Annotated in this window: 25 protein-coding genes and 1 tRNA gene; 14 read left to right on the plus strand and 12 right to left on the minus strand. The window is 38.9% G+C overall.

Features of this window, described 5'->3' with window-relative positions; genetic code table 11:
* Positions 1 to 627: IS21-like element helper ATPase IstB (istB, locus tag K1F36_RS14860; protein WP_220114552.1), on the plus strand; the 627-nt coding region annotated here is incomplete at its 5' end.
* A gap of 70 nt (positions 628 to 697) precedes the next feature.
* On the opposite strand, the gene K1F36_RS14865 is transcribed toward istB, so the two are convergent.
* Complete coding sequence (locus tag K1F36_RS14865) at positions 698 to 1,003, minus strand: hypothetical protein (protein WP_220114553.1); 306 nt, start codon at positions 1,001 to 1,003, stop codon at positions 698 to 700.
* A gap of 28 nt (positions 1,004 to 1,031) precedes the next feature.
* On the opposite strand from K1F36_RS14865, the gene K1F36_RS20175 reads away from it, so the two are divergent.
* The 4 genes from K1F36_RS20175 to K1F36_RS20185 all read left to right on the plus strand — a co-directional run bounded on the left by K1F36_RS20175 (position 1,032) and on the right by K1F36_RS20185 (position 4,402).
* Positions 1,032 to 1,751: a putative quinol monooxygenase gene (locus K1F36_RS20175; RefSeq protein WP_258539087.1), complete on the plus strand. Its 720-nt coding sequence runs from the start codon at positions 1,032 to 1,034 to the stop codon at positions 1,749 to 1,751.
* A 76-nt stretch (positions 1,752 to 1,827) separates the two neighbouring features.
* Positions 1,828 to 2,691: a helix-turn-helix domain-containing protein gene (locus tag K1F36_RS14880; protein ID WP_220114554.1), complete on the plus strand. Its 864-nt coding sequence runs from the start codon at positions 1,828 to 1,830 to the stop codon at positions 2,689 to 2,691.
* Between the two features lie 459 nt (positions 2,692 to 3,150).
* Positions 3,151 to 3,651 carry an Arm DNA-binding domain-containing protein gene (locus K1F36_RS20180; protein WP_258539088.1) on the plus strand — a complete coding sequence of 167 codons (501 nt, stop codon included), beginning with the start codon at positions 3,151 to 3,153 and terminating at the stop codon, positions 3,649 to 3,651.
* Positions 3,638 to 4,402: a site-specific integrase gene (locus K1F36_RS20185; RefSeq protein WP_313790081.1), complete on the plus strand. Its 765-nt coding sequence runs from the start codon at positions 3,638 to 3,640 to the stop codon at positions 4,400 to 4,402. Before K1F36_RS20180 ends, K1F36_RS20185 begins: the two co-directional genes overlap by 14 nt.
* Before the next feature lie 64 nt (positions 4,403 to 4,466).
* Here K1F36_RS20185 and K1F36_RS14890 read toward each other — a convergent pair whose 3' ends face one another.
* Both K1F36_RS14890 and K1F36_RS14895 read right to left on the minus strand, forming a co-directional pair.
* A complete protein-coding gene (locus K1F36_RS14890) occupies positions 4,467 to 4,625 on the minus strand; it encodes a hypothetical protein (protein WP_220114555.1) in 159 nt (52 codons plus the stop codon).
* Between the two features lie 72 nt (positions 4,626 to 4,697).
* Entirely contained in the window at positions 4,698 to 5,558 is an 861-nt protein-coding gene (locus K1F36_RS14895; protein WP_220114605.1) for a S1C family serine protease, read from the minus strand.
* Between K1F36_RS14895 and K1F36_RS14900 the strand changes: the two genes are divergently transcribed.
* A tRNA-Arg gene (locus tag K1F36_RS14900) sits at positions 5,514 to 5,626 on the plus strand. The genes K1F36_RS14895 and K1F36_RS14900 overlap by 45 nt on opposite strands.
* 282 nt (positions 5,627 to 5,908) lie before the next feature.
* Here the strand turns inward: K1F36_RS14900 and K1F36_RS14905 are convergent.
* The 3 genes from K1F36_RS14905 to K1F36_RS14915 are packed head-to-tail and all read right to left on the minus strand — an operon-like array spanning position 5,909 to position 7,464.
* The gene (locus K1F36_RS14905) at positions 5,909 to 6,916 is read right to left on the minus strand and encodes a type II toxin-antitoxin system HipA family toxin (protein WP_220114556.1); all 1,008 of its coding nucleotides are present in this window, start codon (positions 6,914 to 6,916) and stop codon (positions 5,909 to 5,911) included.
* The gene (locus K1F36_RS14910; RefSeq protein WP_220114557.1) at positions 6,913 to 7,248 is read right to left on the minus strand and encodes a HipA N-terminal domain-containing protein; all 336 of its coding nucleotides are present in this window, start codon (positions 7,246 to 7,248) and stop codon (positions 6,913 to 6,915) included. The genes K1F36_RS14905 and K1F36_RS14910 overlap by 4 nt, the downstream gene beginning before the upstream one ends.
* Positions 7,249 to 7,251: 3 nt before the next feature.
* Entirely contained in the window at positions 7,252 to 7,464 is a 213-nt protein-coding gene (locus K1F36_RS14915) for a helix-turn-helix domain-containing protein (protein ID WP_220114558.1), read from the minus strand.
* A gap of 666 nt (positions 7,465 to 8,130) precedes the next feature.
* Between K1F36_RS14915 and K1F36_RS14920 the strand changes: the two genes are divergently transcribed.
* Positions 8,131 to 8,592 (plus strand): MgtC/SapB family protein, encoded by a 462-nt coding sequence (locus tag K1F36_RS14920; RefSeq protein WP_220114559.1) that lies wholly within the window; start codon positions 8,131 to 8,133, stop codon positions 8,590 to 8,592.
* Positions 8,593 to 9,112: 520 nt separating this feature from the next.
* Positions 9,113 to 9,367 carry a dodecin family protein gene (locus K1F36_RS14925; RefSeq protein ID WP_220114560.1) on the plus strand — a complete coding sequence of 85 codons (255 nt, stop codon included), beginning with the start codon at positions 9,113 to 9,115 and terminating at the stop codon, positions 9,365 to 9,367.
* Positions 9,368 to 11,079: 1,712 nt separating this feature from the next.
* Here K1F36_RS14925 and K1F36_RS14930 read toward each other — a convergent pair.
* The 4 genes from K1F36_RS14930 to K1F36_RS20410 all read right to left on the minus strand — a co-directional run bounded on the left by K1F36_RS14930 (position 11,080) and on the right by K1F36_RS20410 (position 14,796).
* Positions 11,080 to 11,544 carry a DUF4199 domain-containing protein gene (locus tag K1F36_RS14930; protein WP_220114561.1) on the minus strand — a complete coding sequence of 155 codons (465 nt, stop codon included), beginning with the start codon at positions 11,542 to 11,544 and terminating at the stop codon, positions 11,080 to 11,082.
* A 991-nt stretch (positions 11,545 to 12,535) separates the two neighbouring features.
* Positions 12,536 to 12,967 (minus strand): response regulator, encoded by a 432-nt coding sequence (locus K1F36_RS14935; protein ID WP_220114562.1) that lies wholly within the window; start codon positions 12,965 to 12,967, stop codon positions 12,536 to 12,538.
* A gap of 66 nt (positions 12,968 to 13,033) precedes the next feature.
* A complete protein-coding gene (locus tag K1F36_RS14940; RefSeq protein ID WP_220114563.1) occupies positions 13,034 to 13,474 on the minus strand; it encodes a hypothetical protein in 441 nt (146 codons plus the stop codon).
* Positions 13,475 to 14,562: 1,088 nt separating this feature from the next.
* Positions 14,563 to 14,796, minus strand: a complete 234-nt coding sequence (locus tag K1F36_RS20410; RefSeq protein ID WP_417944364.1) for an IS1096 element passenger TnpR family protein — start codon at positions 14,794 to 14,796, stop codon at positions 14,563 to 14,565.
* 688 nt (positions 14,797 to 15,484) lie between these two features.
* Between K1F36_RS20410 and K1F36_RS14950 the strand changes: the two genes are divergently transcribed.
* From K1F36_RS14950 to K1F36_RS14965, 4 genes are read left to right on the plus strand one after another with little or no spacing between them, the layout of a single operon-like run.
* Positions 15,485 to 16,870, plus strand: a complete 1,386-nt coding sequence (locus K1F36_RS14950; protein ID WP_258539090.1) for a mercuric reductase — start codon at positions 15,485 to 15,487, stop codon at positions 16,868 to 16,870.
* 9 nt (positions 16,871 to 16,879) lie between these two features.
* The gene (locus tag K1F36_RS14955) at positions 16,880 to 17,161 is read left to right on the plus strand and encodes a DUF427 domain-containing protein (protein ID WP_220114565.1); all 282 of its coding nucleotides are present in this window, start codon (positions 16,880 to 16,882) and stop codon (positions 17,159 to 17,161) included.
* Positions 17,161 to 18,309: an ergothioneine biosynthesis protein EgtB gene (gene egtB / locus K1F36_RS14960; RefSeq protein WP_220114566.1), complete on the plus strand. Its 1,149-nt coding sequence runs from the start codon at positions 17,161 to 17,163 to the stop codon at positions 18,307 to 18,309. Before K1F36_RS14955 ends, egtB begins: the two co-directional genes overlap by 1 nt.
* Before the next feature lie 7 nt (positions 18,310 to 18,316).
* The gene (locus K1F36_RS14965; RefSeq protein ID WP_220114567.1) at positions 18,317 to 19,255 is read left to right on the plus strand and encodes an L-histidine N(alpha)-methyltransferase; all 939 of its coding nucleotides are present in this window, start codon (positions 18,317 to 18,319) and stop codon (positions 19,253 to 19,255) included.
* Between the two features lie 236 nt (positions 19,256 to 19,491).
* Here K1F36_RS14965 and K1F36_RS14970 read toward each other — a convergent pair whose 3' ends face one another.
* Both K1F36_RS14970 and K1F36_RS14975 read right to left on the minus strand, forming a co-directional pair.
* Positions 19,492 to 20,310, minus strand: coding sequence for a glucose 1-dehydrogenase (locus K1F36_RS14970; protein WP_220114568.1), 819 nt, complete (start codon positions 20,308 to 20,310; stop codon positions 19,492 to 19,494).
* 269 nt (positions 20,311 to 20,579) lie between these two features.
* Positions 20,580 to 21,011, minus strand: coding sequence for a response regulator (locus K1F36_RS14975; protein ID WP_258539091.1), 432 nt, complete (start codon positions 21,009 to 21,011; stop codon positions 20,580 to 20,582).
* Positions 21,012 to 21,806: 795 nt separating this feature from the next.
* Between K1F36_RS14975 and K1F36_RS14980 the strand changes: the two genes are divergently transcribed.
* On the plus strand, positions 21,807 to 22,652 hold the full coding sequence (locus K1F36_RS14980) for an SDR family oxidoreductase (RefSeq protein ID WP_220114570.1): 846 nt from the start codon (positions 21,807 to 21,809) through the stop codon (positions 22,650 to 22,652).
* A 112-nt stretch (positions 22,653 to 22,764) separates the two neighbouring features.
* Complete coding sequence (locus tag K1F36_RS14985) at positions 22,765 to 23,343, plus strand: hypothetical protein (protein WP_220114571.1); 579 nt, start codon at positions 22,765 to 22,767, stop codon at positions 23,341 to 23,343.
* Positions 23,344 to 23,368: the final 25 nt, after the last annotated feature.

A 23,368-nucleotide genomic window follows, 5' to 3' on the forward strand; every position in this document is an offset into this window, starting at 1 on the left:
GAGATCATTGCCTACCTCGTGCAATGCGAGTGGGACGACCGTCACAACCGCAGGATAGAACGCCTGACCAGATCGGCGCGCTTTAGGTACGTTGCCGTTATGGAGGCGGTGGATTACAGGCCTTCCAGACAATTGGACAAGAACCAGGTACAGCGCCTTGGTAACTGCGATTTTATCAAAAAGAGGGAGAATGTCCTCATTACGGGGAGCACCGGGGTCGGCAAGAGCTATCTGGCCTCGGCCATCGGCCATCAGGCCTGTTCCATGGGAAAAAAGGTCATGTACTTCAACACGGCCAAGCTCTTTACCATGTTGAAGACCTCAAAAGCGGACGGTTCCTATCCAAAACAGATAGGCAAGCTTGAAAAACAGGACCTACTGATACTTGATGACTTCGGGCTAAAGCCACTGGACAACATCAACAGGCATGCGCTCATGGAGATAATCGAGGACCGCCACGGACAGAGATCGACCATTATTGCATCACAATTGCCCGTATCAAAATGGCACGACATCATCGGGGAGAGAACACTGGCCGATGCCATACTCGACCGTTTGGTGCATACAGCACACAGAATCGATATAAAAGGTAAATCGATGAGGAGAAAATTGAAAAATAAGAACTAAGTTTAACCCACGGACAGGTCAAATCCAAGCAGTTGATTTACACTGCTCACTTTCATCCGGCGCGGGTGGCTCAGTTTGCCCGGCTCATCCAGTTGGGCCGTAGGTTTCGAGTCCCGACTGCGCTGGCAATTTGGTTTAGCGGGGCGTTGGGACGGATGCCCAAGGGGCGGGAATTGCGGAGCAATGTAGCGACTTGGTTGAGGCCGGAGGCTTTCAAAATCCGTCCCAACGTTAAGTATATGAAGCGTAGCGCCCGAATGGGAGCTATGATTTCATATACAGTGTTATGAGCTTTTTTACATTCTTCATTGTCACTGGAAAATTGTCCATGCTTAAGTCTCTTATCTCCATTCCAAGGCCCCTTATTTAGTTCCACATTTGCAGTGTAACAAAAATAAGTCAAAATGAAATTTAAAAGTTTAATCAAATTAAGTAGCCTAGTTCTAATTCTAGGGATAACAATTCAAACATTTTCTCAATCTAAAAAAAGTAATATTATGGACAACACAAAAAATGAAAAAATCGGATTATTAGTAATCATGAAAGCGAAAGAAGGTAAGGAGCAAGAAGTGAAAGAGTTTCTTCTAGGTGGTTTATCATTGGTAAATGCAGAACCAAAAACTGAATCTTGGTTTGCATTTCAAATAGATGAACAAACTTTCGGAATTTATGACACATTTGAAGCTGAAGAAGGCAGACAGGCACACTTAAAAGGAGAAGTGGCAAAAGCCTTATTGGCCAATGCTGGAGATCTTTTAGAAGGTTTTGATTCTAGCAGAGACATTAAGACCGTTGATGTTCAAGCAAGTAATCATAAAGTGGGTGATCAGAATAACGGATTGTTGGTGATTATGAAAGCCAAAGAAGGAAAGACATCTGCAGTGGAGGATTTCTTACAAGCGGGCAAGTCATTGGTAAGTTCTGAGCCTGCAACTTTATCATGGTATGCTTTTAAAATCAATGAAGAAACCTATGCCATTTTCGATACGTTTGCAGATGACGCTGGCAGAGATGCTCATTTGACAGGGAAAGTAGCAGCAGCGTTGATGGAGAATGCGCCTGTAATTTTGGAAGGCTTTGATGCTTCAGCAATTCAAAAAATTAACATTCTAGCTTCAAAATAAATATTTGATTTAAGAAAGGAGTGCTTTGGGCACTCCTTTCTTTTTAAATTTGAATGAGCTAAAAAATAAATTTAGTATGGCCCAAATAATTATAGACAAACAAAACGGGGAACTTGCGTTTAGATTAGAAGAGTTCAACGACCTAAGCCAGTTTGATCATTTACAAAGAAGAAATTATTATTCTATCGTTTTGTTATGTGGAATTAGCTATGAACTAAGCGTTGATTTTCAAAGTTTTGAATTGCAAGGAAATCAAATGATTTGTTTGGCTCCGTATCAACCTTTCATGATACGTTCTGAAGAAAAGTGTCAGGGTTATTTATTGAATTTTCATCCCGATTTTTTTTGTACATATAGACATCAAAACGAAATAGAGACCGAGGGATTCCTTTTTAATAATTTCCATGGTTTACCCTATTTTACTGTAAACGAGCAAAGCCTATTTCTTAATTTGATTGATCAAATTTCGAAAGAGATGGACAAAGACTCAATCGCTCAGCATGAAGTTCTTGTGGCATTTTTAAAAGTGTTTTTAATAGAAGCGGTCAGACATAAGAAACAATTTGATCAACAATTAACTTCCAGATTTTCAGATTCAAAAATAGAAATTTTACAAAATTTAGTCGATGCAATTGAGAGTAATTATTGCAAATTCCATTCTCCCCAAGAATATGCAGATGAACTATGTGTAAGTCCTAAAACTTTAGCCGGTATCGTCAAGAAATATCTCAATCAAACGACTTCATCCTTAATTTCAAATAGGATCATTATTGAGGCGAAACGAGAACTTTATCTAACTTCTAAACCAGTGAAACAAGTTGCTGCTTTTTTAGGTTATGACGATGAATTCTATTTCAGTCGTTTTTTTAAAAAGAAGGTAGGAGTATCACCTGATATTTATCGTAAGACAGTTGGTTTTGCTAAACTAGAGTCAAATTAATTGCTCATAACGTTCTCGGCTATTATTTCGGGCGGAATGTTCACTGCGTGAAATTCCACAACGAAATCAAACCTTGGCTTGAAGTTAAGGATTTCCGTTCAAGGAAATCCTGCCACAATGAATGATAGCCAACTTAAGTTTGATTCTGATTATATTATAGTCATAAATCAGAAAGAACAAAAGAGAGGAACAAGGTCAATATAGCCATAGGAAGTTATGATTCGTCAACCCCGACTTAACTTATTTAAGTAAAATCAAAACACTGTTAATCTTATGATTTTCAGTGTTTTGTGTTTTTAGGCATATCATCTAAAATCAATTAAAACCATCTAAAATCATATAAAGCGTGTTCTTAACGGGAGCAGATTATTACACTTTATGTTGTAATTTTAGATGACTTTTGAAGCAGTTTGCTTGTGTTTTGACTTTCACAGTATTAACAGTTAAAAACATGACAACATGCAGAAAAACAATCGTTTAACAATTAATTTCTTCACGAGGAAACACCGGGTCCAATCCGATAAGCTTATTATTTATTGTAGGATCACCATCGACTGTGAGCGCACTGATTTTAGTATAAATCGGGAAATAAAGGCCAATTTATGGGACAATAACCGTAAAAGGGGCAAGGGATTTTCCAATTATGTGGTCTCTTTGAACAAGTACCTTGACCAAATTTATACAGGCCTGCATGAGGCCCATAGATTGATGATGGCCGAGGAAAAGGTAATCACTCCTTTAGCTATCAAAGCAAGGTTCTTTGGTGAAGACGAAGGGGGAAAGACATTGAAGCAATTGATTGCCTACCACAACGGAACCATGCACACATCTTTACGCCCGGGAACCAAAAAGAACTACTTTATTACCGAAAGGTGCGTAGGCCTATTTTTTAAAAGAGGAATATGGTATCGAAGATATAAAACTCAAAAAACTGAACTTTCGATTTATATCCGACTTTGAACAATACCTAAGAAAATACAGGCCATCTACTCGTACCAGGTGTACCAATAATGGTGCGATGAAGCATATGGAACGGCTAAAGAAAATGTCAAGATTGGCGGTAAGAATGGAATGGTTGTCCAAGGATCCCTTTGAAAACTATAAACTGCATTTTGTCAAGTCCCAAAGGGAACATTTGACCAAAAGGGAACTTGGACTCATTGAAGAAACCAGTTTTACCAAGCAAGGTGTTGAAAGAACAAAGGATGTATTTCTCTTTTGTTGTTATACGGGCTTGTCTTATATTGACGTCAAAGCGCTAAGTCCTGATAATGTTATGAAGGGAATAGATGGAAATGATTGGTTGTTCACCACAAGGATGAAGACCGATGAAAGGCTGAAAATACCATTATTGCCTCAAGCAAAGGAAATTATCAAGAAATATGAAGGGTCTTCCGAAAGGAAAATCAAAAATGTTCTTTTACCCGTTTTCAGCAACCAGAAAGTCAATTTTTATCTGAAAGAGATCAGTAAAGCCTGTGGAATCCGTAAAAGGGTCACATTCCACACGGCAAGACACACCTTTGCCACAACAGTAACCCTGTCCAATGGAGTTCCAATTGAAACTGTTTCAAAGATGTTGGGACATACAAAGCTTTCCACCACTCAAATCTATGCAAGAGTATTGGAACACAAGATAGGGGAGGATATGCAAAATCTAGTTGAACATATGCAGGCTGACGAATCAACTTCTAAGGAAAGCTCTTTGTAAATAAAACAAACATACCTGACATAGATGTTCCTTCTTATCAAGCAATCATCCAAACAAGTTTGGTTCAGATAATACTATGGTGGATATCATTTATGGCCTCGGCCACAGTAGCACCGTACCCCTTGATTATTTCAAATTCCTTGTTATCGACCAGGGATGCACAATAGGATTCTTCAAGTTGATCGATCTTTATGAATTTTAATTGAGCAATGTTCAGTTCCATGATTTGATTTTTTTTAGGTTTATTAAATGACAGAGTGAATTAATCTCGATATAGTAAGAATTGATGTTAGGCCTAGTCCTTAAAATTGATCGTGAGTTCCTCAACTTTTCCCCCTCTCAAAACCTGTAGCACAAATTCTTTCTTTTTGTAGAGGTTCGATTCTTTTTCCAAGGAAACATCGACTTTTTCAAAGGCATCCTTGGTCAGTGGGAACCCATTTACCGAGAGGATGATATCCCCACCAAAAACTATCGGCTCCTCTTCAATGGCCATGGTCTCAAACCCACCTTTGATCCCCGCGAAATAGGCGGGCGAAAATTGTACCACGGATTCAACAAGGAGCCCGCCATGTATGGGCACGTTCAAGATCCAGGCCAGTTCCCTGTCCAGAATAAACCCGGTGATGCCCGTCCATCTCCTGTTGCCATCCACCACCAATTTTTTGGCCAATTTGGAAGTGGCCGCAAAGCCGAGCCCCTGAAAGCCTCCCGATTCCGTGATGATATAGCTTGATATTCCGATGACTTCTCCGTTCAGGTTGAACATGGGACCACCGGAATTTCCTTGATTGATCGATGCGTCGGTTTGGAAGTATTCGTTGATCACAAAGCCGGAGGTCCTTGTTTTTTCTTTTTGCTTGCCACTGATGTGGCCCACGGAAAGTGAATGTCCCAAACCGTAGGGAGCCCCTAGGACAATGATCTGTTCTCCGACCAACACCTTATCCGAGTCACCTAATATAGCAACATTATAGTCCTTGGGCATCCAGGACAGCTTCAGGAGTGCCACATCGGCCACTGGTGCGGATCTGATCACTTTGGCCGGGATTTCTTCCCCATTTATGAATATGACGACCACTTTTTGTGCATCATTGACCACATGGGCGGCGGTCAGAATAGCCCCTTCCCCAGAAATCAGTACCCCCGAACCGATGCCTTCATCCATGACCATTCGTCTGCTTTCTAAGCAGACGGTCGAAGGTTCGAATCCTTCCGCGATCACTACTATGAACCCCAGTAAACACTGGGGTTTTATCTTTTTTGGTCTTCATGTAAATTATTTAGAATCATTTTTCCTGCACACTTTTTGCACACTTTTTCAAAATTTAACATTTCGCAATAAATTTTAACACTATTTGGAGATGGTTGCTGTTCCACACTATTGAAGAGTCAAAAAATCGAAATGGGGCAATGTACTCTGAGGTATTGATGGAAGGTTTTAATTGGTTCCAAAAAGGACAAAGTTCAATTGATCACTAAGTATCCCATCGTTAGTAGGGACTCTTACACTTTGTTGAGCTGCCCACATCGAAACACATATTCGTTAAGATAAAAATCCTTGGTTTCCTGATTTAGGAAAGATCGTTGAACCAATGTTTCCACAAGGTCTTGATGTTGTCTGAAAGGCTTCATGAGTCGAACCATACGTGGCTCCATGATGCCCAACCTTCTACCGAATTCTTCGAAATCTTGTAGACCGACCCGTCCATTGGTCTTGACCTCTTCGGACTCAAAAACATCCTTGAACAATCCGCCGTCCAAGGCAAAATCGCTATCGTTCACATGGATTCTTGTATTTATCAAATCATAGGAGGGGCTAAGGGTGTAATCACCATTGGGGGTTTCGAGCAACGAAAAGTTTTTCAAATGGGCATCACCGTTGGAGAATAGATAATTGAATATCACCAATTGGAAAAATTTCTCCAACTCCACCCTATATGCCGGAACATATTTTTTGATCAATTCGCCGATTTCTTCGTAGTTGTAATTGTATTTGTATTCGACACCGTCTATTTCGGAGGTCTTACCCGCCAATGAGGCAAAATCCTCCAAACCCAGTTTGGTGCCATCCTCTTTTACGTCAAAACGTTTTGTTATGTATGCAGGTTCACCATTACTGAAAAATAGAATTGCATTCTCGGCCGTATGTATCCCATATACCTGCCGGGCAATTTGCATAGTCAAATGTTCATTGCCCGGTATCTGGTCAACCTTTTTGAGGTCTCTGGGGATAGGTTTTAAGATGTAGGTGCCCTGTTCCCCTTCCTTTGTCAAACGCAGTTTGTTTTTTTCAAGGACCATCGAGAGTTTTTCCTGGACTCCGGAAATTGAAATTCGTTTTCGGTTTTCCTGGAACTTCTCTGCCACCTCCTCACTTTCAGTGGGAGGGTCATAGGGAAGGATATGGCTTACCTTTCTCCCTTCGAAAACACGGTTCAGGCAATTCTGGCTGTAGGTCGTGAAACCTTCGGCCAAAGTTCCCGGGCAGTATGCTATTTTGGGGATACTCATGATTTTTCTTTATAAATCTGTTCTACCGTTATGGCGCCTATGGTATCATTCTTTGCTGTGGCCATCAATAGGCCGAAACTGTCTCTTTCATCGATTCGTAACTGTCGGCATTGGAGTTGTTTGTTGACACCCTCTGACAGCATATTGAAAAAGAAGGGAAAAAGGTGCTGGGAGTGATGGGTCTTTTTCGTTTTGGGCAATGTCAAACTTATGGCCGGTTTGCCATCATCCCTGAACCAGTTATCATCATATGTAAACTCATAATTATTGACCGAATGCTCGGTGAGCAATCCGGTGAGTTCTCCGTTTCGATAGACTTCTGCAATCCTCATCTATCAAAATTTAGGTTTTCTCACATCAATGCTCAATTCCATGCCAAGTATATCTATGAGCTTGTTCAAAGTTTCAAGGGTTGGGTTTGACTTTCCATTTTCAATGGCTTTTAGTGTGCGCAGTCCCATACCGGAAAGCTCCGCTAGGTCTTTTTGGGTAATGGCAAGTATTTCCCTTCGGTTTTTTATGGTCTGTCCTAACTTATCAGGGTGCATTATGTTGCTCTTTTTAGTATAAAAATAGTATTTTCTACAAAAAAAACCAATAAAAAGTGTATTAAATCGCACTTTTCAATATAACAATTAATCTAAAAACTATAAATGCATTTAAAAGTGTATTATAGTGCACCTTATAAAATAGAATCCGTCCAGTATTATACTATCAATTCCATTATTGAAATTGTCATGTTATAAGGATAAATTATTTATTCCAATACTCCTCCCAAGTTAAGCTCGCACAATTTTCTCTTTCGCTTGGTGAATCATAGCCGTTTTTCATTACCGTAACCAATAACGAGCAAGACCTCATATTACTGGGTAAGCTTATCTCGTTTACCTTTGAAAAATAGAAAATTGTCAACATCTACAACTCAGGCCGAAGGGGCTTTAGCGTCAATATTTTGGTTATCTACGATAAGTTAGCAGAAATAGAAAGCGCAGCTTAATCCATTATAAATCTATAAAACTCAAAATTAGGATTACAATCAATTGAGAGGTAAATGAAAGCAGGTCAATGATTGGTTGAAACAAAGCATGGAGAACCCACGGATGGTAATTTAATATTATCCGAACGTAATGTTGATGAAATGTCGGAAAGGTTACAGGAAAAACTGAAAAAGGAGATTGAAAGCTGGTATGGGTTTTTATAAAATAAGGTTTATCATGATCGAAATATTTGCCTATGACTCGTCGGAAACCATGAATTTCAGCCTTAGGGTGGGCTTGGCCACGATGGCGGGACTCTTGATTGGTTTGGAACGGGAGTACAAAGGAAAACATGCAGGATTAAAGACCAATACCCTCGTAGCCATTGGAGCGGCTGTCTTTGTTCTGATTTCCTTGAGATATTATGGTGAGGATTATGCCGACGTTACCAGGGTGCTGAGCCAAGTTGTAACGGGAATAGGATTTTTGGGCGCAGGGGTTATTCTCCAAAAGGAAAAAGAGGACAGGGTTAAGGGCCTTACAACTGCCGCTACACTTTGGTGCAGTGCTGGAGCTGGCAGTTTGGCGGCCACATCAATGTTTGTGGAACTGGGCATACTTACATTTTTAGTAGTAATCATAAACATCGTTTTTGGTTACATAGATGATAAGATAGAGGGTGGAAAAAAAGATAGATAGTACTGGAAATCAATTATAGGGACAGTGTCAGGGAAATCGATTTTTATTGAATGGATCAATAGGTTTTCCACTCCCTTATTGTTTTCTTGTCGTGTTTCCCTTGAGACTTGTTATGTATAATGCAACAGAAGTCTTTTCATCACCATTATAAGAAATACAAGTTCCATCGATCTATTGATTTCTGAGAGTGCATCGCTAAATAACCTTGGTCATCTTTATCGTAATCCACAAAAAAATACTCAATCGTTCCGTGGGAGAATCGATTATATTATCTCTTTTAATGAGTCAAATCAAATTTTCAAAATGTTTAAAAAGGGGCGAGACCATTCTCCATATCAATAGTTGGAATAAAATTTTTCCATTGCGTTAATTTTTTCTTTGAAAAAAAACGTTTAAACGCATTACATGCGATAGCTTCACAGAAAAATCCACAGGGGTATTACTCCCATCCTAATCCAGAAGACTTAATTAAATTTTGTAGAAGACACAAAGCCTGGACTGTATTGGAGAAAAAACTCATATGGATGAAAATAATAATTGTATAACCTTTTTAAAATGTAATGTTAAGAAAATTATCAAAGTTATAGAAGTAATTGCAAGTTCAGAGACAAGTTTTGATGATGCTGCCAAGAATGCGATAAACGAAGCATCCAAAAGTATCCAGAACATACAATCCCTGTACATCAAGGAGATGAACGCAAAGGTAGAAAACAATCAGATTGTCTCCTTTGGGGTAATAGCTAAGGTTTCCTTTGAAGTGGATGATGGGAAATGATGGTCCTAAAAATTCATGAGTTAAGCGAAAAAAGGGTTTAAACTTTCTTTTTTCGCTTTCTTGTTACCTCCCATCTACCGAAACGGTTTTTCGTACAGCTCTTATGAAACTACATTCCGGTCAATCCAAGATATTATCACATTTTGGAACATTTTCTTGGCAGCTACTTTCTTACGACATGAGCAACACTGCTTTTGACACCGCATAAGGCATGCAACTTCCATTGTATTTCCTTAATTCCTGAGCTTGCTCCGGTCACGGTGTTGGTATGACCCTTTAATCTTTGAATAGGTTTTGCATGTTTCCAGCATGAATTTAAAACTACTTCAATTCCGGTCGGTTCTAAAACTCAATACAATTAAAAGGTTTTGTAATTAAAGAACGTAATCAAATAAACTTGGTGGATTCTTCAATGTTGCTTTTGTATCAGGGTAATAGAGGTTACGTTGCAATGGGAGACAACCATCGTTATGGAGGTATGCCTCTATATCTGTTGAAGATTGATTTCAAATTTTATCCAATGCCGAACTCACACACAAATTCTTGTGAATCATTATTACAATCGCAACAAGTAGTTGTCCCGATTGGGGTGGGAGATATTGTATTGACTACTTATATTCAAGACCTTTTCTATGGATTCCCTTAATCTACCAAAGCTGTTGGGCTTGTTCAGATAAAAATTTGAACCATGTATAAAGGCATCCTCAATGTCTTTTTTTGAGCACGAGGTTTAGAATATGGCAATTAAGACATGATTCATGATAATACTGCTCCGAATTTCCCTTAGACACTGCATCCCATTTTTTACGGGCATGTTAAAATCCAAAAAAAAATTACATCGGGCAAGTTGGTTTTGGGGTGGTTGAGATAATCCATCAACTTATCTCCATCCTCAAACAAAGACAGTTTGGTATCAATACAAATATCCTCGATGGCCTCTCGAAAAAATTGGTGATCATCATCGCCAAGACTTACGTTCAAGAATTGTTATACGGAATTTGTGAGGTCTGTTTTCATAGATTCGTCTTAATGTTTTTGAATATTTTATGTTGGTCCAATACAAAACCTATGGCCCCATAATTTCAAATAGTTCTAATGAAAATGTTATTAGAGCCAATTACCAATGAGTATTGGCAATAATCCCTGAAGATTGTTTGGACATTCAGATTTGGATAATACCCTGTTTGGGTGCGACTCATATACTATCCTTAGCATATGCCTAACCAAAATCCAAGCTTGACAGTTAGTGAGGTTGTGTTGAAATAGATAACCTGTTGTTGATTACAATTTCAACATAGGATGTTTTAAGGGTAATGATAATTATTGGCAATCACTGATTTAGGGTGTTTTGTTTAAAACCATAGAATTTGGCTGTTACAATTGCTTTTGGTCTAATCCATGGCCAATTCTAAGAGCAGATAGGCTAGAAACGAGATATACTTCCAAGGAAAATCTTTTAATCAGATAATATTACCCTGTTTACCATACATACAATTGCGCCTATCACCACTCATGGTACAGGACAGGATGTGGAAAAAACAAGTTTATCGGGCACATGACATCATATAATTTTGTGACTTGCGCTGGTTTGGATAGTGTGATTAAAATGTCGCAAAAGTATTGGTAGTGATTCAATGATTTGCTTATTCCGTGGAATACTATTTAAAATAGGGTCCGATACGATATCATCTCGAAAAGATTTTAATCTTAAACTATAATGTATGCTTTTTACCTTCCCTAGTGTTCCAAGACCTCTTGAATAGTTGCATATAAGTTAGGGAAAGTATCAAGCTGGTGGAAAATCCCATCAATGCCAAACCTAGGATAACCGTCCCCGGCTTTACATTATGGTCTTCTTTCCACACGGTGAGCAGTTTCTCTAAAAAAACATCATTGACTTCGGTAATATACAGGAGAAAAAAAACTGTAATGACGAATGTGGCAATGATACCAGATCTGAACATAGCCCAGAACCCTTCCTGATATTTGAATATTCCTTCTGTTTTATCCTTGAATTTCGTAATCAACAAAAATAATCCTATCCCATAGAAAATGATGTTTACAACCCTGTAAAATGGGTTTTCGTGAAGATCTAATAAGGACAACATAAGAAAATATACAATTGCAACGGCTCCAATACAAATGCCGTAAAATAGGGGAAGGTGAGATCGTTTCATAGTTCATTTCTTGTGAAGTTGGACCCTTCATTCCGGTTTAGGTCAAATCTTCTTTTATCAATGGAATTTGTATTCTCTTTCCTGATTCTTATTTGCGTAAGGTACCTTGCCGCTAAATCAATTAGTATTTAGTTGTAGAACACCTTATCCTTTAGCTTACTATAATACCTTATAGTGTTTGAATTTTTTATCGCTTTCGATTTAATTTTTACTCCAAATGGTAAGCTCCATTCTTTAAAGATAGAATCGGCAACTACTTTAACTTATCTGGCAACTTAATAATATGCAGTGTACCAAGTCTATATATCATTATGTGGGTGATGGAATTTTTTGGCTCCTTAAACTAAAAAGGAACCAAAACTATCTTCAATTCAACCGATAAAAAATACTTAAAAAAACAGATAAATAGCTTAATCGCAATTCCCTAAGGATAAACATTAAAATGGTAATGTTCGCCGGGTTTACAAAGGCTTCAAAAGCACTAAGGGAACTCAATATGAAATCATATGTAAGCTCCCTTTGCTTTTCATAAAATCCTTGGCCATTATTACCTGTCCAGCCTTCGGGTGTATTCTCAGCCTAGAATTGGGCACCCCGTTTATGATGACAATAAAGTATAAAAACTGTTTGATCCTTAAAGCACTTTTACCGACTGCGTTAAGAATTTGATTAAAAGTGTTCATAATTATTTGGATTCCACAATTTCACCTTTATACCTAGTAAAACCATTCCATAACTTATATCGCTCCTATATCATGAATGTATAAATAAAATTATTCAAAATAATAAGGATGTCTTAAAGGGGTATGAAAAGGCGACAGAAAATGCCAAAGAAGCTGGACAGAAAAACTTTTTTCGTACCAAATCCAAAGAAAGCGGCAATTTTCTTGTTGGATTAAAAGCTTCTGCATCGGCATGAGATACCCGGGATGGAAAAGTACAATTTCAGGATACTATTGATTGATGTGCACACTAATGATGCTTCACTGGATTAATTATAAATAGCAAAAACACTTGTATCCCTATTAATGGTCATTTGCCAATCCTGAAGATTTTTCACACACTTATAAATCAAGGTTTTTAATTGATTGTAAGACGTAGGCTTCCTGAGATACCCTGCGGCCCCCATTCTATGAAGCCGTTCTATTTCAGTCTTAAGAAACGATGTGGAATAAATAATTACCGGAATGTTTTTGAATTTTTCATCGTTTCGGATATCTGACAAACATTCAAAACCGTTCATCATTGGCATGTTTAAATCCAAAAAAATAACATCGGGAAGTTTTTCATCAGAATATAAGTTTTCCATTAAACAAACGCCATCTGCAAAAGTTGAGGTTTCAATGCTTAAGGGAATCTCTTTCAGGGCTTCGGAAAAAAACAGCCTGTCATCTTCGTCGTCGTCAGCTAAAAAGATATTCATGATCTAGTTTAGTTTTAAAGATTGATTTATATTTAAAAGAGGATTTGGTCTTCTTTAATTAATGTACTATTCCATTTCGTATAAAATGGATTGAAAGTCCCTAATATTGGATTCGGTCTTTTTAAGGTGGCTTTTAAGCACATTCTTAGTTTTACGATCTATCTCCTGGTGTTCTAACAAGCTTTTGTAATCAACCTCCTTATTTCGTTCCGCTTTAATTAAACTGGCCCAAACAGATGCATTGTCACCAACGTCGGGCAATGGTCTGGGAAACCAATAAATAGCTTTTTGGTCGGTGAGCCTTTCGCTGCTTTCCACATCACCCCCCAAGTCTGAAACTATTCTAATAAGCTTCTCAGTTTCCTTTTCGGCTATATCCTCTAGTTGATTTAATTTATCCGTAGTTGGTGGATGTGTAATGGAATCAGCCAATTTTTGAAGAACTTGTTTATAGTCCAAGGTATTGGTCAAAATTTTATTTAATACATCTATTATGTTGTTTTCCATGGAACTCTAATTTTATCTGACGGGTTAACGTTAAAAGAAATTACAATAAACCAATGGTAATGTAAAGTTTCAATTCTTAAATGAATAATCCATTTGCACGAATTAGTAACTCGAAAAAAATGGACTTTTCCGGATAAATGGTTCGTTTTATACCCAGTGGTTTCTGTCTATTAGAGTTCCATGGCGGTATAACAGATGGATCTGTGCTTTAACTCTATTAGGATTTTGCTACTTTGAGGGAGCAAATAATAATATCGCTATTTTAGGAACAGGAATATGGCCAGTTCCCTTTGATTCTATAGATTTAAAACAGATTTCTCACTACTCTTTGACGGTCTGAAAAACCGAAAGATACGTCTTGCTCCGGGCCTATCGATTGGTGGTAATGAATAAGCGCTCCCAAATAACCCCATGGGTGCGTAATGCTGAACACTGAGTCGATATCGCCCTTTTGAACCTTCATCACAGCTATAGAATTGAACTATTAAGGATTGAGGCAGTCCAATGGTAAATCGAAAAAATTAAATTTCATCCGATGCCGGTGCAATTGAGTATGTATGTGTCTTTTTGGCTAAGGAAGTTGGTGTGGAAATCATTCCCTGCCTATGGCCTGACCTTTTCTTCTTATTCACAGGGACAGCAGGGCACCATGGTGATGGGAGAAGGTTAATCGCCATCAGTTACATTTATTGAAATGAGGGGAGAAAGCCAGTCTAAAACAATCCAAGGTCAATGAAATTATTGAGCAAATTAAGTACGCTCTTTCATTGGGAGGATTTACCTGATGAACATGGAGTGACAAAAACGAATTTCAAGTTTATTGAATCCAGAATGCCAACTGTTTGATCTAGACAAAGGGGGGATGGTAATTACAGATAAGTAGATGATGACTGATATTTCCTTTATTTTGGGTGGTTCCATTTATCATTTGTAGTAATCTTCAGGATCTGTTTCATGGTATTAGTTGTCCATACCAACTCGATTCAGAGCAACAAAACCCTATTATTGGTTAGCTTTATTTTCCCAATCCTTGATATAGGTATCCAAGTTGATCGACCAGATAGCATTTTTTGGAATCATATTGACCATCAACGGCCATATGCCCATGCTTTTGTTTCCTTATCTTCAGCGTGCTTACGATTCTCCATGATTTTTAAAAAGTCATAAAAAACCTGGTAAACCGCAACATCTTCTAGAGAGCGGTTCAGTGCTCCATCACAACAGATCGGAAAGGGTATTGTTGGACGCAAAACGCATATCAGTAAATTCCTCTGATAATCTAGCGGAAGTGGTTTATGCACTCGAATTCTCTGATTATGCACATTTCTCAAAGTTTTTTAAGCAAAATAGGTATTATCCCTAGCGATTTTCAAAGAACATACCTATAAGATATTTGAGCATTCATTGATTGGTAGACTTCAAAAGAAATTGTTTCTTTTCAAAAGGTGGTAAATAGTATGGAAGGCAGCTTTATGGCCAGACATATGTCCAGTTTGAAAGAAAGGCCTTATTTTTACGGAGAACAGCTTTTTTGCTGGCTCAAAAATACTCAGTTTATATCGTTTTATTTGTAAACCTTTCCCTTTTGTATATCTCGCTTGTGGTTCATTATCCTTTTTCTATGTTTGAGTGTTTACGTATTCGTTGTTTACGATTCTGGAGTTCGATTCGATTAATCATTTGAAATCAATAACATGAAAAATACTTTAAATATCTTTATATTGCTCATAGTTATGATCTTCATATCCTATAATCCTGGAATTCCTGCGTCAGGTCTTACCGGTTAGGGTTTTATTCTAATCCTGATTTTATTATATAAAAAAAGGTGGCCATACCAATGTTGATTTAAAAGGAACCAGTATAATTTCCAGCAGTTATAGCTATCTATCATAAAAAAAAGCTAAAGGATAATTAGGCCAATGATTAACGATCAATACCATGACCGACCAGTATACAATGTCCTACAAAGAATACAATGTTTGCGAAAAGTAAATATTTAAAGAGTGAATTATGCATAATAAAGAGATCAGCACCTTTGATGCCATTGTCATCGGCTCTGGACAAGCAGGAACCCCTTTGGTATTTAAATTGGCTTCACAAGGTCAAAAAGTAGCGTTTATCGAAAAAGAGCATTTTGGGGGTACTTGTCTCAACGTTGGTTGCACCCCAACCAAAACCTACGTGGCTAGTGCCAGACGTATGTGGGAGGCACAGCACGGGGAAGACATGGGCATTGAAATTCCACTTGGCACAAAGGCCAATCTTCGTAAAATAAAAGCGAGAAAGGACACATTGATACAAAAGTCAGTTGAAGGCATTTCCAAAGAGGTGGAGCAGAGTGAAAACATCATTTTTTTTAAAGGCGAGGCTCGTTTTGAAGGTGAAAAGATTGTTGCCGTGGGCAATAAGTTCTTGACTGCTGAAGAAATATATATCAATGTTGGTTGCAGACCATTTATTCCTGATGGGTATGATGACATTCCTTACCTTACCAATCAAAGTATGTTGGAATTGGAGGAATTACCTGAACATTTACTAATTATCGGTGGAAGTTATATAGGTTTGGAGTTTGGCCAAATGTTCTCGCGTTTAGGCTCAAAAGTTACCATCATAGAACAAGGAGACTCCATAATCGGACGCGAGGATGAGGAAACCAGCCAAACTATTCAACAGATTATGGAAGGTGATGGCGTAGCTTTCAGATTGGGGGCAATGTGTCTTGCTGCAAAAAAGAACGATAACGGGGGTATTTCAGCGCAAATCAATTGTACTAAGGATGGATCGGTGCAAATAGAGGGAAGCCATCTGCTGTTGGCCGTTGGTAGACGTCCCAACACTGAAGATTTACAACTTGATAAAACAGGAGTGAAGATAAATAACGATGGATTCATTGAAGTGAATGACCACTTGGAAACCGATGTGAAGGGTATTTTTGCCTTGGGCGATTGCAATGGAAAAGGAGCATTTACCCATACAGCTTATAATGACTATGAAATTATCGCTGACAATAAATTTGGCGGAAAAAATAGAAAGGTCTCGGATAGAATCACAACCTACGGACTTTATGTTGACCCTCCTCTAGGTAGGGTGGGTATCACCAAAAGGGAAGCTCGGCAAAAAGGAATGGACGTGCTTATAGGACATCGCCCATTCAGTAAGATTGCGCGTGCCAAGGAAAAGGGAGAAACCAGTGGTTATATGAGCGTGCTGGTGGATGCAAGGACCAAGAAAATATTGGGTGCCACAGTGCTCGGGGTTGGAGGTGATGAAATCATAAGCAGCATCATCAATATCATGTATGCCGACACAGGTTATAAGGTAATACGAGACGCTGTACATCCGCATCCTACAGTTTCAGAACTTATCCCCATAGTATTGGAATCATTGACAAAATAGTAAAATAGTATGAAAGTCATTTGGAACAATCAGAGTGTGGCCGAGAGTATCGACACAGTTATTATGGAAATCAACCATTATTTCCCCCCATATAGTCTCAAATCGGAGTATTTTAAAGATAGCGAAACCATTAGTGCTTACCATTTTATAGGTACGGCCCTGCACAGAACAACCGTAGTGAAGGGGGAGGTTAACGAGAAAGCCGCTTGGTACTGCCTGGAACCTTCGGCATTGGCAAAGGGATTCGCCGGATATTATACTTTTTGGAACAATGTGAAAATTGAGGAATAATGGAACTTAAAGAACAGTTTTTAAAGACCAGAAAAGAAACTGAAACGATATGCAGTCCGCTACAAACAGAGGATTATTTGGTACAGCCCATAGTGGATGTGTCCCCGCCAAAATGGCATTTGGCCCATACCACTTGGTTTTTTGAACAGTTTGTTTTGGTAAAGTATGATCCATATTATAAAGTGTTCCATCCAGATTTTTCCTATTTGTTCAACAGCTATTACAACCATATGGGCGAAAGGACGCAGCGACAAGATAGAGGCTTTATGACCCGACCAAGTGTTGCCAATGTTTATGAATACCGAAATTATGTCACCGCTGCCATAACGAAGGTCTTGGAAAATAACCCCAGTGATGAGGTGATGGACTTGGTAGAAGTCGGTATCAACCACGAACAACAGCATCAAGAATTATTGGCTTATGATATTAAATACATTTTGGGCACACAACCCACCTTTCCAAGTATCGGTGATTATTATATCTTGAAAGAAGAACAGCAGGGCCAGCAGTGGCTCTCCTTTTCAGAAGGTCTCTATGAAATCGGGCATCAAGGTAATGGTTTTTGTTTTGATAATGAATTACCTGTGCACAAGGTCTTTGTACAAGATTTTGACATTAGCAACAGCTTGGTTACCAATGGGGATTTTTTGGAATTTATGGAAGATGGCGGATATGGAAACTTTGATCTTTGGCATGATGAAGGCTGGCATTTTATACAGAACAACGCCATTAAACATCCTCTGTATTGGCATTGCAATGATGGAGCATGGCAACAGTACCATTTCAATGGATTGGAAACGTTAAACCCCAACCTGCCCGTTTCACATATTTCCATGTACGAAGCCTATGCCTTTGCCAATTGGAAAGGAATGCGATTGCCCACTGAATTTGAATGGGAGGTGGCAGCAGGAGAATTGCCTTGGGGGAAACTTTGGGAATGGACAAATTCAGCCTTTTTGCCCTATCCGGGATTCAACCGTGCCGAGGGTGCGCTTGGTGAGTACAACGGAAAGTTTATGCTAAATCAAATGGTGTTGCGAGGAGCTTCGTTGGCTACACCAGAAGGTCACGAAAGGGGGACTTACCGTAATTTTTTCCACGCTTCGAGCAGATGGATTTTTTCTGGAATACGACTTGTGAAACAGTAATTGGAAAATGGGGGAATTTTTTGAACATGTAAAGGAGGGGCTTGGGAAAACCCCGAAAGAAATCTCCTCTCGCTATTTTTATGATTCCAGGGGAAATGCATTGTACCAGGACATAATGCAGTTGAAGGAATACTATCTTCCCCGTTGTGAAATGCAGATTATAGAAAATAGTAGTGACCAAATCGCCCAAGATCTCTCCGCTCGACATCCTTGTTTGCAAATTGTGGAACTAGGTGCGGGGGATGGAACTAAAACCAAGCATATGCTCAAGCAGTTCCAACCCTATTTTGGTGCTATGGAATATGTTGCCATGGATATTTCCGATCATGTTTTGGACATTAATGAGAAGGAAATCCGAAGAGAAATTGCACAGGTGGATTATAAAAGTATTGTTGGTGATTATTTTGAAACCTACCAATCCCTTCCCGAAACATCTTATGGAAGAATGGTTTTATTTTTAGGCGCCAATATCGGTAATTACAATACAACCGAGATATATGGTTTCTTTCGGTTTATACAATCTAGGTTGAGGGAAGATGATTGTTTTTTGGTGGCTTTCGATTTGGTAAAAAATCCCAGAAAAATTCTCGCCGCATATGACGATAATAAAGGCCTTACCAAAGAGTTCAACCTTAACCTGTTAAAAAGAATGAATAGGGAGCTAGGGGCTAATTTTAACATCCAACACTTTGATCACTTTCCTTATTACAATCCATTGACAGGCGTTGCGTCCAGTCAAATAGTTAGTTTGAAAAAGCAGATAGTAGAATTTTCCGATGGCTTTTCCGTTGCTTTTAATCTTTTCGAAGCGATACATACAGAAATTTCCAAAAAGTTTTTTTGGAAGGATATAGAAGGAATTGCCCAGGAGTCGCAAATGCACATCGAACAAACTTACTTTAACCCAAATAAAGGATACGCCTTTGTATTGTTTCGGGCCAATTAGTGCTTATTTAGCATTTCAATAGATGTAGTAAGTCCAGTGTGGACTTGCAATTAAATAATGGACAATCAGATAAGAATCATGCCGCTGATTTTTGGTAATACATTTATATTCTCCCAGCATCATCCACTTTTTATTTATGACAAAGGTTTCATTTCCTAAAATGAAAAGGAATTTCCCTTCTTTGCTCTGTGCTATGTGATTTGCACTTTGTTGCTATTTCCATTATTGCTATTGCATTATCCATTTGTTGAAAAACCTGGATAGCATGTCATTCCACCATCCACAAAAATTGTGGTTCCATTCACGTACTCAGATTCGTCTGATGCCAACCAACATGCTACACTTCCAATATCTTCGGGAATTCCTATTCTTTTGTAAGGGATGAGTTTGAGCAATTCTTTCTTTTCTTTTTCATCCACCCAAACCTCCTTGTTGATATCCGTTTTGATGGCACCGGGAGCTATACTGTTACATCTTATTTTTTTATGTGCATAGGCTTGACAGATGCTCTCCATCAGCATCAACAAGGCCCCTTTTGATGCGGCGTAATTGGCATGGCCTGCCCAAGGTATTTCTTCGTGCACAGAGCTCATGTGTATTATTTTTCCCAACGATTTGGATACTTCCTTGCGCATGCCCCGTCTCAAAAATTCCTTAAGGGCTTCCCGCGCACATAAAAACTGACCGGTAAGATTCACGTCGATCACCTTTTGCCATGCCTTTAACGGCATTTCGTGCAAGGGATGGTCTATTTGGATGCCCGCATTTGCCACGCACACATCGACAGTCCCAAAATGTGATATTGTTTTTTTGAACATTTCCTTCACATCCTTTTCGCTGCTTACATCGCATTTAATAGCTATAGCTGAGCCACAACGGGATTCATTGTTGATCCAATCTGCGACTTCCTCCGCTTCTTTTTTTCCGCTATGGTAATTCACCACCATATTGGCTCCTTCCAACCCCAAGGATTTAGCAACCGCTTTTCCAATCCCAGAACTTGAACCGGTCACGATGCAGGTCTGATTCTTGAGTCTTTGATTTGGTATTTGCATGGTTATAGAATGAGTTTAAAATTACCTACATTCCGGATGGTGCTGTGACCCAATTCAATTAAAAAGTTGTGCAATACCATCAACAAACCAGATCAAGATAGATTTGATGGATTTCAGCAAGTAATTTTTACTCCTTGGGTATTGGAGGTTTTCTTACAAATCACCATGTTATTGTTAGTTGGGTGTACTTCAATATCATTTAGGTTCCAGTCCATGGATATTTGAATCCGTTGCAGCAGCCTCTGCACATCTATACTTTTAAATTTGACTTATAACCGCAGTAAAAAGTTATCCCGATTGAATTGGGAGGCAGGGTATTGATGTTTGATTTCCAAGACCTTTTGTATGGACTCCCGCAATTTACAAAAGCTATTGGGCTTGGTCAGGTAAATATTTGCGCCGTTCACAAAGGTATCCTCAATATCCTTTTCAGAGCAGGAGGTAGAGAAAATGGTTATAAAGGACTGGTCCATGGAGGGATTTCGCCGAATCTCCTTGAGGCACTGCATCCCATTTTTGATGGGCATATTCAAATCCAAAAAGATTAAATCGGGTAAAATCGTTGTTGGGAGCCTGAGATACTTCATTAAACCCTCTCCATCCTCGAATAAAAACAACTTGGTATTGCTGCAAATATCTTCCATGGCCTCTTGAAAAAATGCACGATCATCTTCATCATCATCTGCAAGTAAAATGTTCAAGAATTGGTTTACAGTATTTTTGGAGCATATATTCATAGTGTCCGTCTTAATGTTTTAAAAATTTATCAATGGACCTGTAACGTATAGTTCCATAATTCCAAAAAGTTGCAATAGAAATGGTAATGGACCCCGATAGGAACAGCGGCCAAAATCCGTGAACATGTTTAAATATTCAATTCCTGCACACTTTACTGTTTTGCTGAGAATCACATACCGTCTTAAGTATATGTCCATGCAAAACAAGAACTTAGCAGTTAGTTAGGTTATGTTGAAAATAAGTAATCCGTTTTTAAATTTCCAAAACCCCGTTCTGGACTATGTGGATTAATCATACAATCTTTAAGCGGGCAAGTCCACGATTAATTTTACCAGATTGCTGCCTAACGCACCATAAGACTGAACAAGGTTTAATGGGATAAAAGTATTACTACTTCCACATCTAATAGATGAAAGATAAGGAGAATAAATGACATTCAATGTTTTAGGGCATCTTATTTTTAAAAATAATTGGATCGGAGTATCGCGGTAACTTGAAGTTCGGTATCCACCTTCGGAAGATGGTTCCATATATATCTCTTTTCAATATTTGGAAGAGCATTCTGGAGAAGATGCTTATTGTGACAAAACAGCACATTAAATCATAAAAAGTATAATGAACTGGAATTTGAGTTTGTTAATGAGCTAATTTTTATCCTCATCGAGACAGGGACTCATCGTGGACTTACCTAACTTCCAACATACGGAAAAGACCAGAAAATCTGGAGGTTATATCCTGAAAATTAAAACTATTTAGAAATGATCACAAAGGAAAAAATACAAGACAATCAGCCAGGAGATCAACACGAAATGGAAAAACAGCCAATCTCCATACGCAGTGATTACAAGGGAAGTGAAAAGCTGCAGGGTAAGGTTGCCTTGATTTCAGGGGGTGATAGCGGCATAGGAAGAAGTGCTGCCATGCATTTTGCAAGGGAAGGAGCCCATGTGGCCATCTTATATTTAAATGAGGATGTCGATGCTGAAGCCACCAAAGAACTGGTAAAGAACGAGGGATGTGAATGCTTGCTGATAAAAGGGGACATCAAGGATGAAGAGTTTTGCAATGAGGCTGTCCAAAAGACCGTCAGCCACTTTGGCAATCTTAACATTCTGGTCAATAATGCCGCTATGCAGTTTCCGGAAGATAGGCTAGAAGATATTGGCCTTAAAAATCTTAGAACAACCTTTGAAACAAATATTTTGTCCTTTTTCTATCTTACCCAATCTGCCCTAAAACATTTGGGGAAAGGAGATTCAATCATCAACACAACTTCCATAACAGCTTATCGAGGCAAGGCCACTTTGATCGATTATGCCAGTACCAAGGGAGCAGTGGTTTCATTTACAAGAAGCCTATCTTCAAATCTAGCTAAAAAGGGAATTCGGGTAAACGCCGTGGCTCCCGGACCCATTTGGACTCCCCTGATTCCTTCGAGCTTTGATCGAGAAGAACTAGATGGGTTTGGAAAAGATGTTCCCATGGGGCGAGTTGGGCAGCCATCTGAAGTTGGTCCGGCCTATGTCTTTCTGGCCAGTGAGGACAGTAGTTACATCACCGGACAGGTATTGCATATCAATGGAGGTGAAATCATTGGTGGTTGATATTATTGATAACATAAGATTAAGCCAAATTTAAGCTTGTACTTGCTTTATGGCATCCAGCACAATAAACAGGACTGTTTGACGGGGCCAACAACAATCTTCAAACAAAAATATGAATCACAAAAAGGTCAAGGATAAAACATATGGAAGCCTCAACCGTTTCGGGAACAAGAAGGTGGTCCATGAACTGTTCAAAAAATCCAAGGAAAAATTGTTTCAGGTAAACCTTTGGTCCAAACTACCCGGTATAACGGCAAGTTTTCAATTGTACGGATCTAGGGGCATTGAGAAATTTACGGATAGTCCCTGTGTAAACGATTATATAAAAATAGTACTACCAGGACCATTTCCAGAGAACTGGGTGGTAGTTACCAACGTGGTAGATGAAAAGGAAATGGCCAGTTTTACGGTAAGTCCTAGTCAAAGTCCGGCGGATAAGTGGTATAGTAATGAGGAAGTGCAACACTTTTTTATAGATGAGGCAACCAGTACATTTAAGGTGCACATAGAGGGGACTGAAATCCATGCCCTTGAAATAGGCAAAAATGAAGCGATAAACAATAAAGGGGAGGAAGCAGGCAATAGAAAACTCATCAATACGCTTCTTGCCGAATTTGGTTGGGCGGGTTTCCAAGAATACCAATGGCAAAAATTATTGGACTACTTGGTACATAAAGTTGAGATTGAGTAAATATCCTTTACCAACTTAATTGGGC

The sequence above is a fragment of the Flagellimonas abyssi genome (assembly GCF_019457905.1).
Lineage (GTDB): Bacteria > Bacteroidota > Bacteroidia > Flavobacteriales > Flavobacteriaceae > Flagellimonas > Flagellimonas abyssi.

Excerpts from the sequence above, each read along its gene's own strand:
- K1F36_RS14985 (WP_220114571.1), top strand. The coding sequence starts at position 22,765 with ATGAATCACAAAAAGGTCAAGGATAAAACATATGGAAGCCTCAACCGT.
- K1F36_RS14965 (WP_220114567.1), top strand. The coding sequence starts at position 18,317 with ATGGGGGAATTTTTTGAACATGTAAAGGAGGGGCTTGGGAAAACCCCG.
- K1F36_RS14910 (WP_220114557.1), bottom strand. The coding sequence starts at position 7,248 with ATGAGGATTGCAGAAGTCTATCGAAACGGAGAACTCACCGGATTGCTC.
- K1F36_RS14970 (WP_220114568.1), bottom strand. The coding sequence starts at position 20,310 with ATGCAAATACCAAATCAAAGACTCAAGAATCAGACCTGCATCGTGACC.
- K1F36_RS14925 (WP_220114560.1), top strand. The coding sequence starts at position 9,113 with ATGGATGAAAATAATAATTGTATAACCTTTTTAAAATGTAATGTTAAG.
- K1F36_RS14930 (WP_220114561.1), bottom strand. The coding sequence starts at position 11,544 with ATGAAACGATCTCACCTTCCCCTATTTTACGGCATTTGTATTGGAGCC.
- K1F36_RS14940 (WP_220114563.1), bottom strand. The coding sequence starts at position 13,474 with ATGGAAAACAACATAATAGATGTATTAAATAAAATTTTGACCAATACC.
- K1F36_RS14915 (WP_220114558.1), bottom strand. The coding sequence starts at position 7,464 with ATGCACCCTGATAAGTTAGGACAGACCATAAAAAACCGAAGGGAAATA.
- K1F36_RS14980 (WP_220114570.1), top strand. The coding sequence starts at position 21,807 with ATGATCACAAAGGAAAAAATACAAGACAATCAGCCAGGAGATCAACAC.
- K1F36_RS14935 (WP_220114562.1), bottom strand. The coding sequence starts at position 12,967 with ATGAATATCTTTTTAGCTGACGACGACGAAGATGACAGGCTGTTTTTT.
- K1F36_RS14920 (WP_220114559.1), top strand. The coding sequence starts at position 8,131 with ATGATCGAAATATTTGCCTATGACTCGTCGGAAACCATGAATTTCAGC.
- K1F36_RS14890 (WP_220114555.1), bottom strand. The coding sequence starts at position 4,625 with ATGGAACTGAACATTGCTCAATTAAAATTCATAAAGATCGATCAACTT.
- K1F36_RS20175 (WP_258539087.1), top strand. The coding sequence starts at position 1,032 with ATGAAATTTAAAAGTTTAATCAAATTAAGTAGCCTAGTTCTAATTCTA.
- K1F36_RS14950 (WP_258539090.1), top strand. The coding sequence starts at position 15,485 with ATGCATAATAAAGAGATCAGCACCTTTGATGCCATTGTCATCGGCTCT.
- egtB (WP_220114566.1), top strand. The coding sequence starts at position 17,161 with ATGGAACTTAAAGAACAGTTTTTAAAGACCAGAAAAGAAACTGAAACG.
- K1F36_RS14905 (WP_220114556.1), bottom strand. The coding sequence starts at position 6,916 with ATGAGTATCCCCAAAATAGCATACTGCCCGGGAACTTTGGCCGAAGGT.
- K1F36_RS14955 (WP_220114565.1), top strand. The coding sequence starts at position 16,880 with ATGAAAGTCATTTGGAACAATCAGAGTGTGGCCGAGAGTATCGACACA.
- K1F36_RS20180 (WP_258539088.1), top strand. The coding sequence starts at position 3,151 with ATGCAGAAAAACAATCGTTTAACAATTAATTTCTTCACGAGGAAACAC.
- K1F36_RS14880 (WP_220114554.1), top strand. The coding sequence starts at position 1,828 with ATGGCCCAAATAATTATAGACAAACAAAACGGGGAACTTGCGTTTAGA.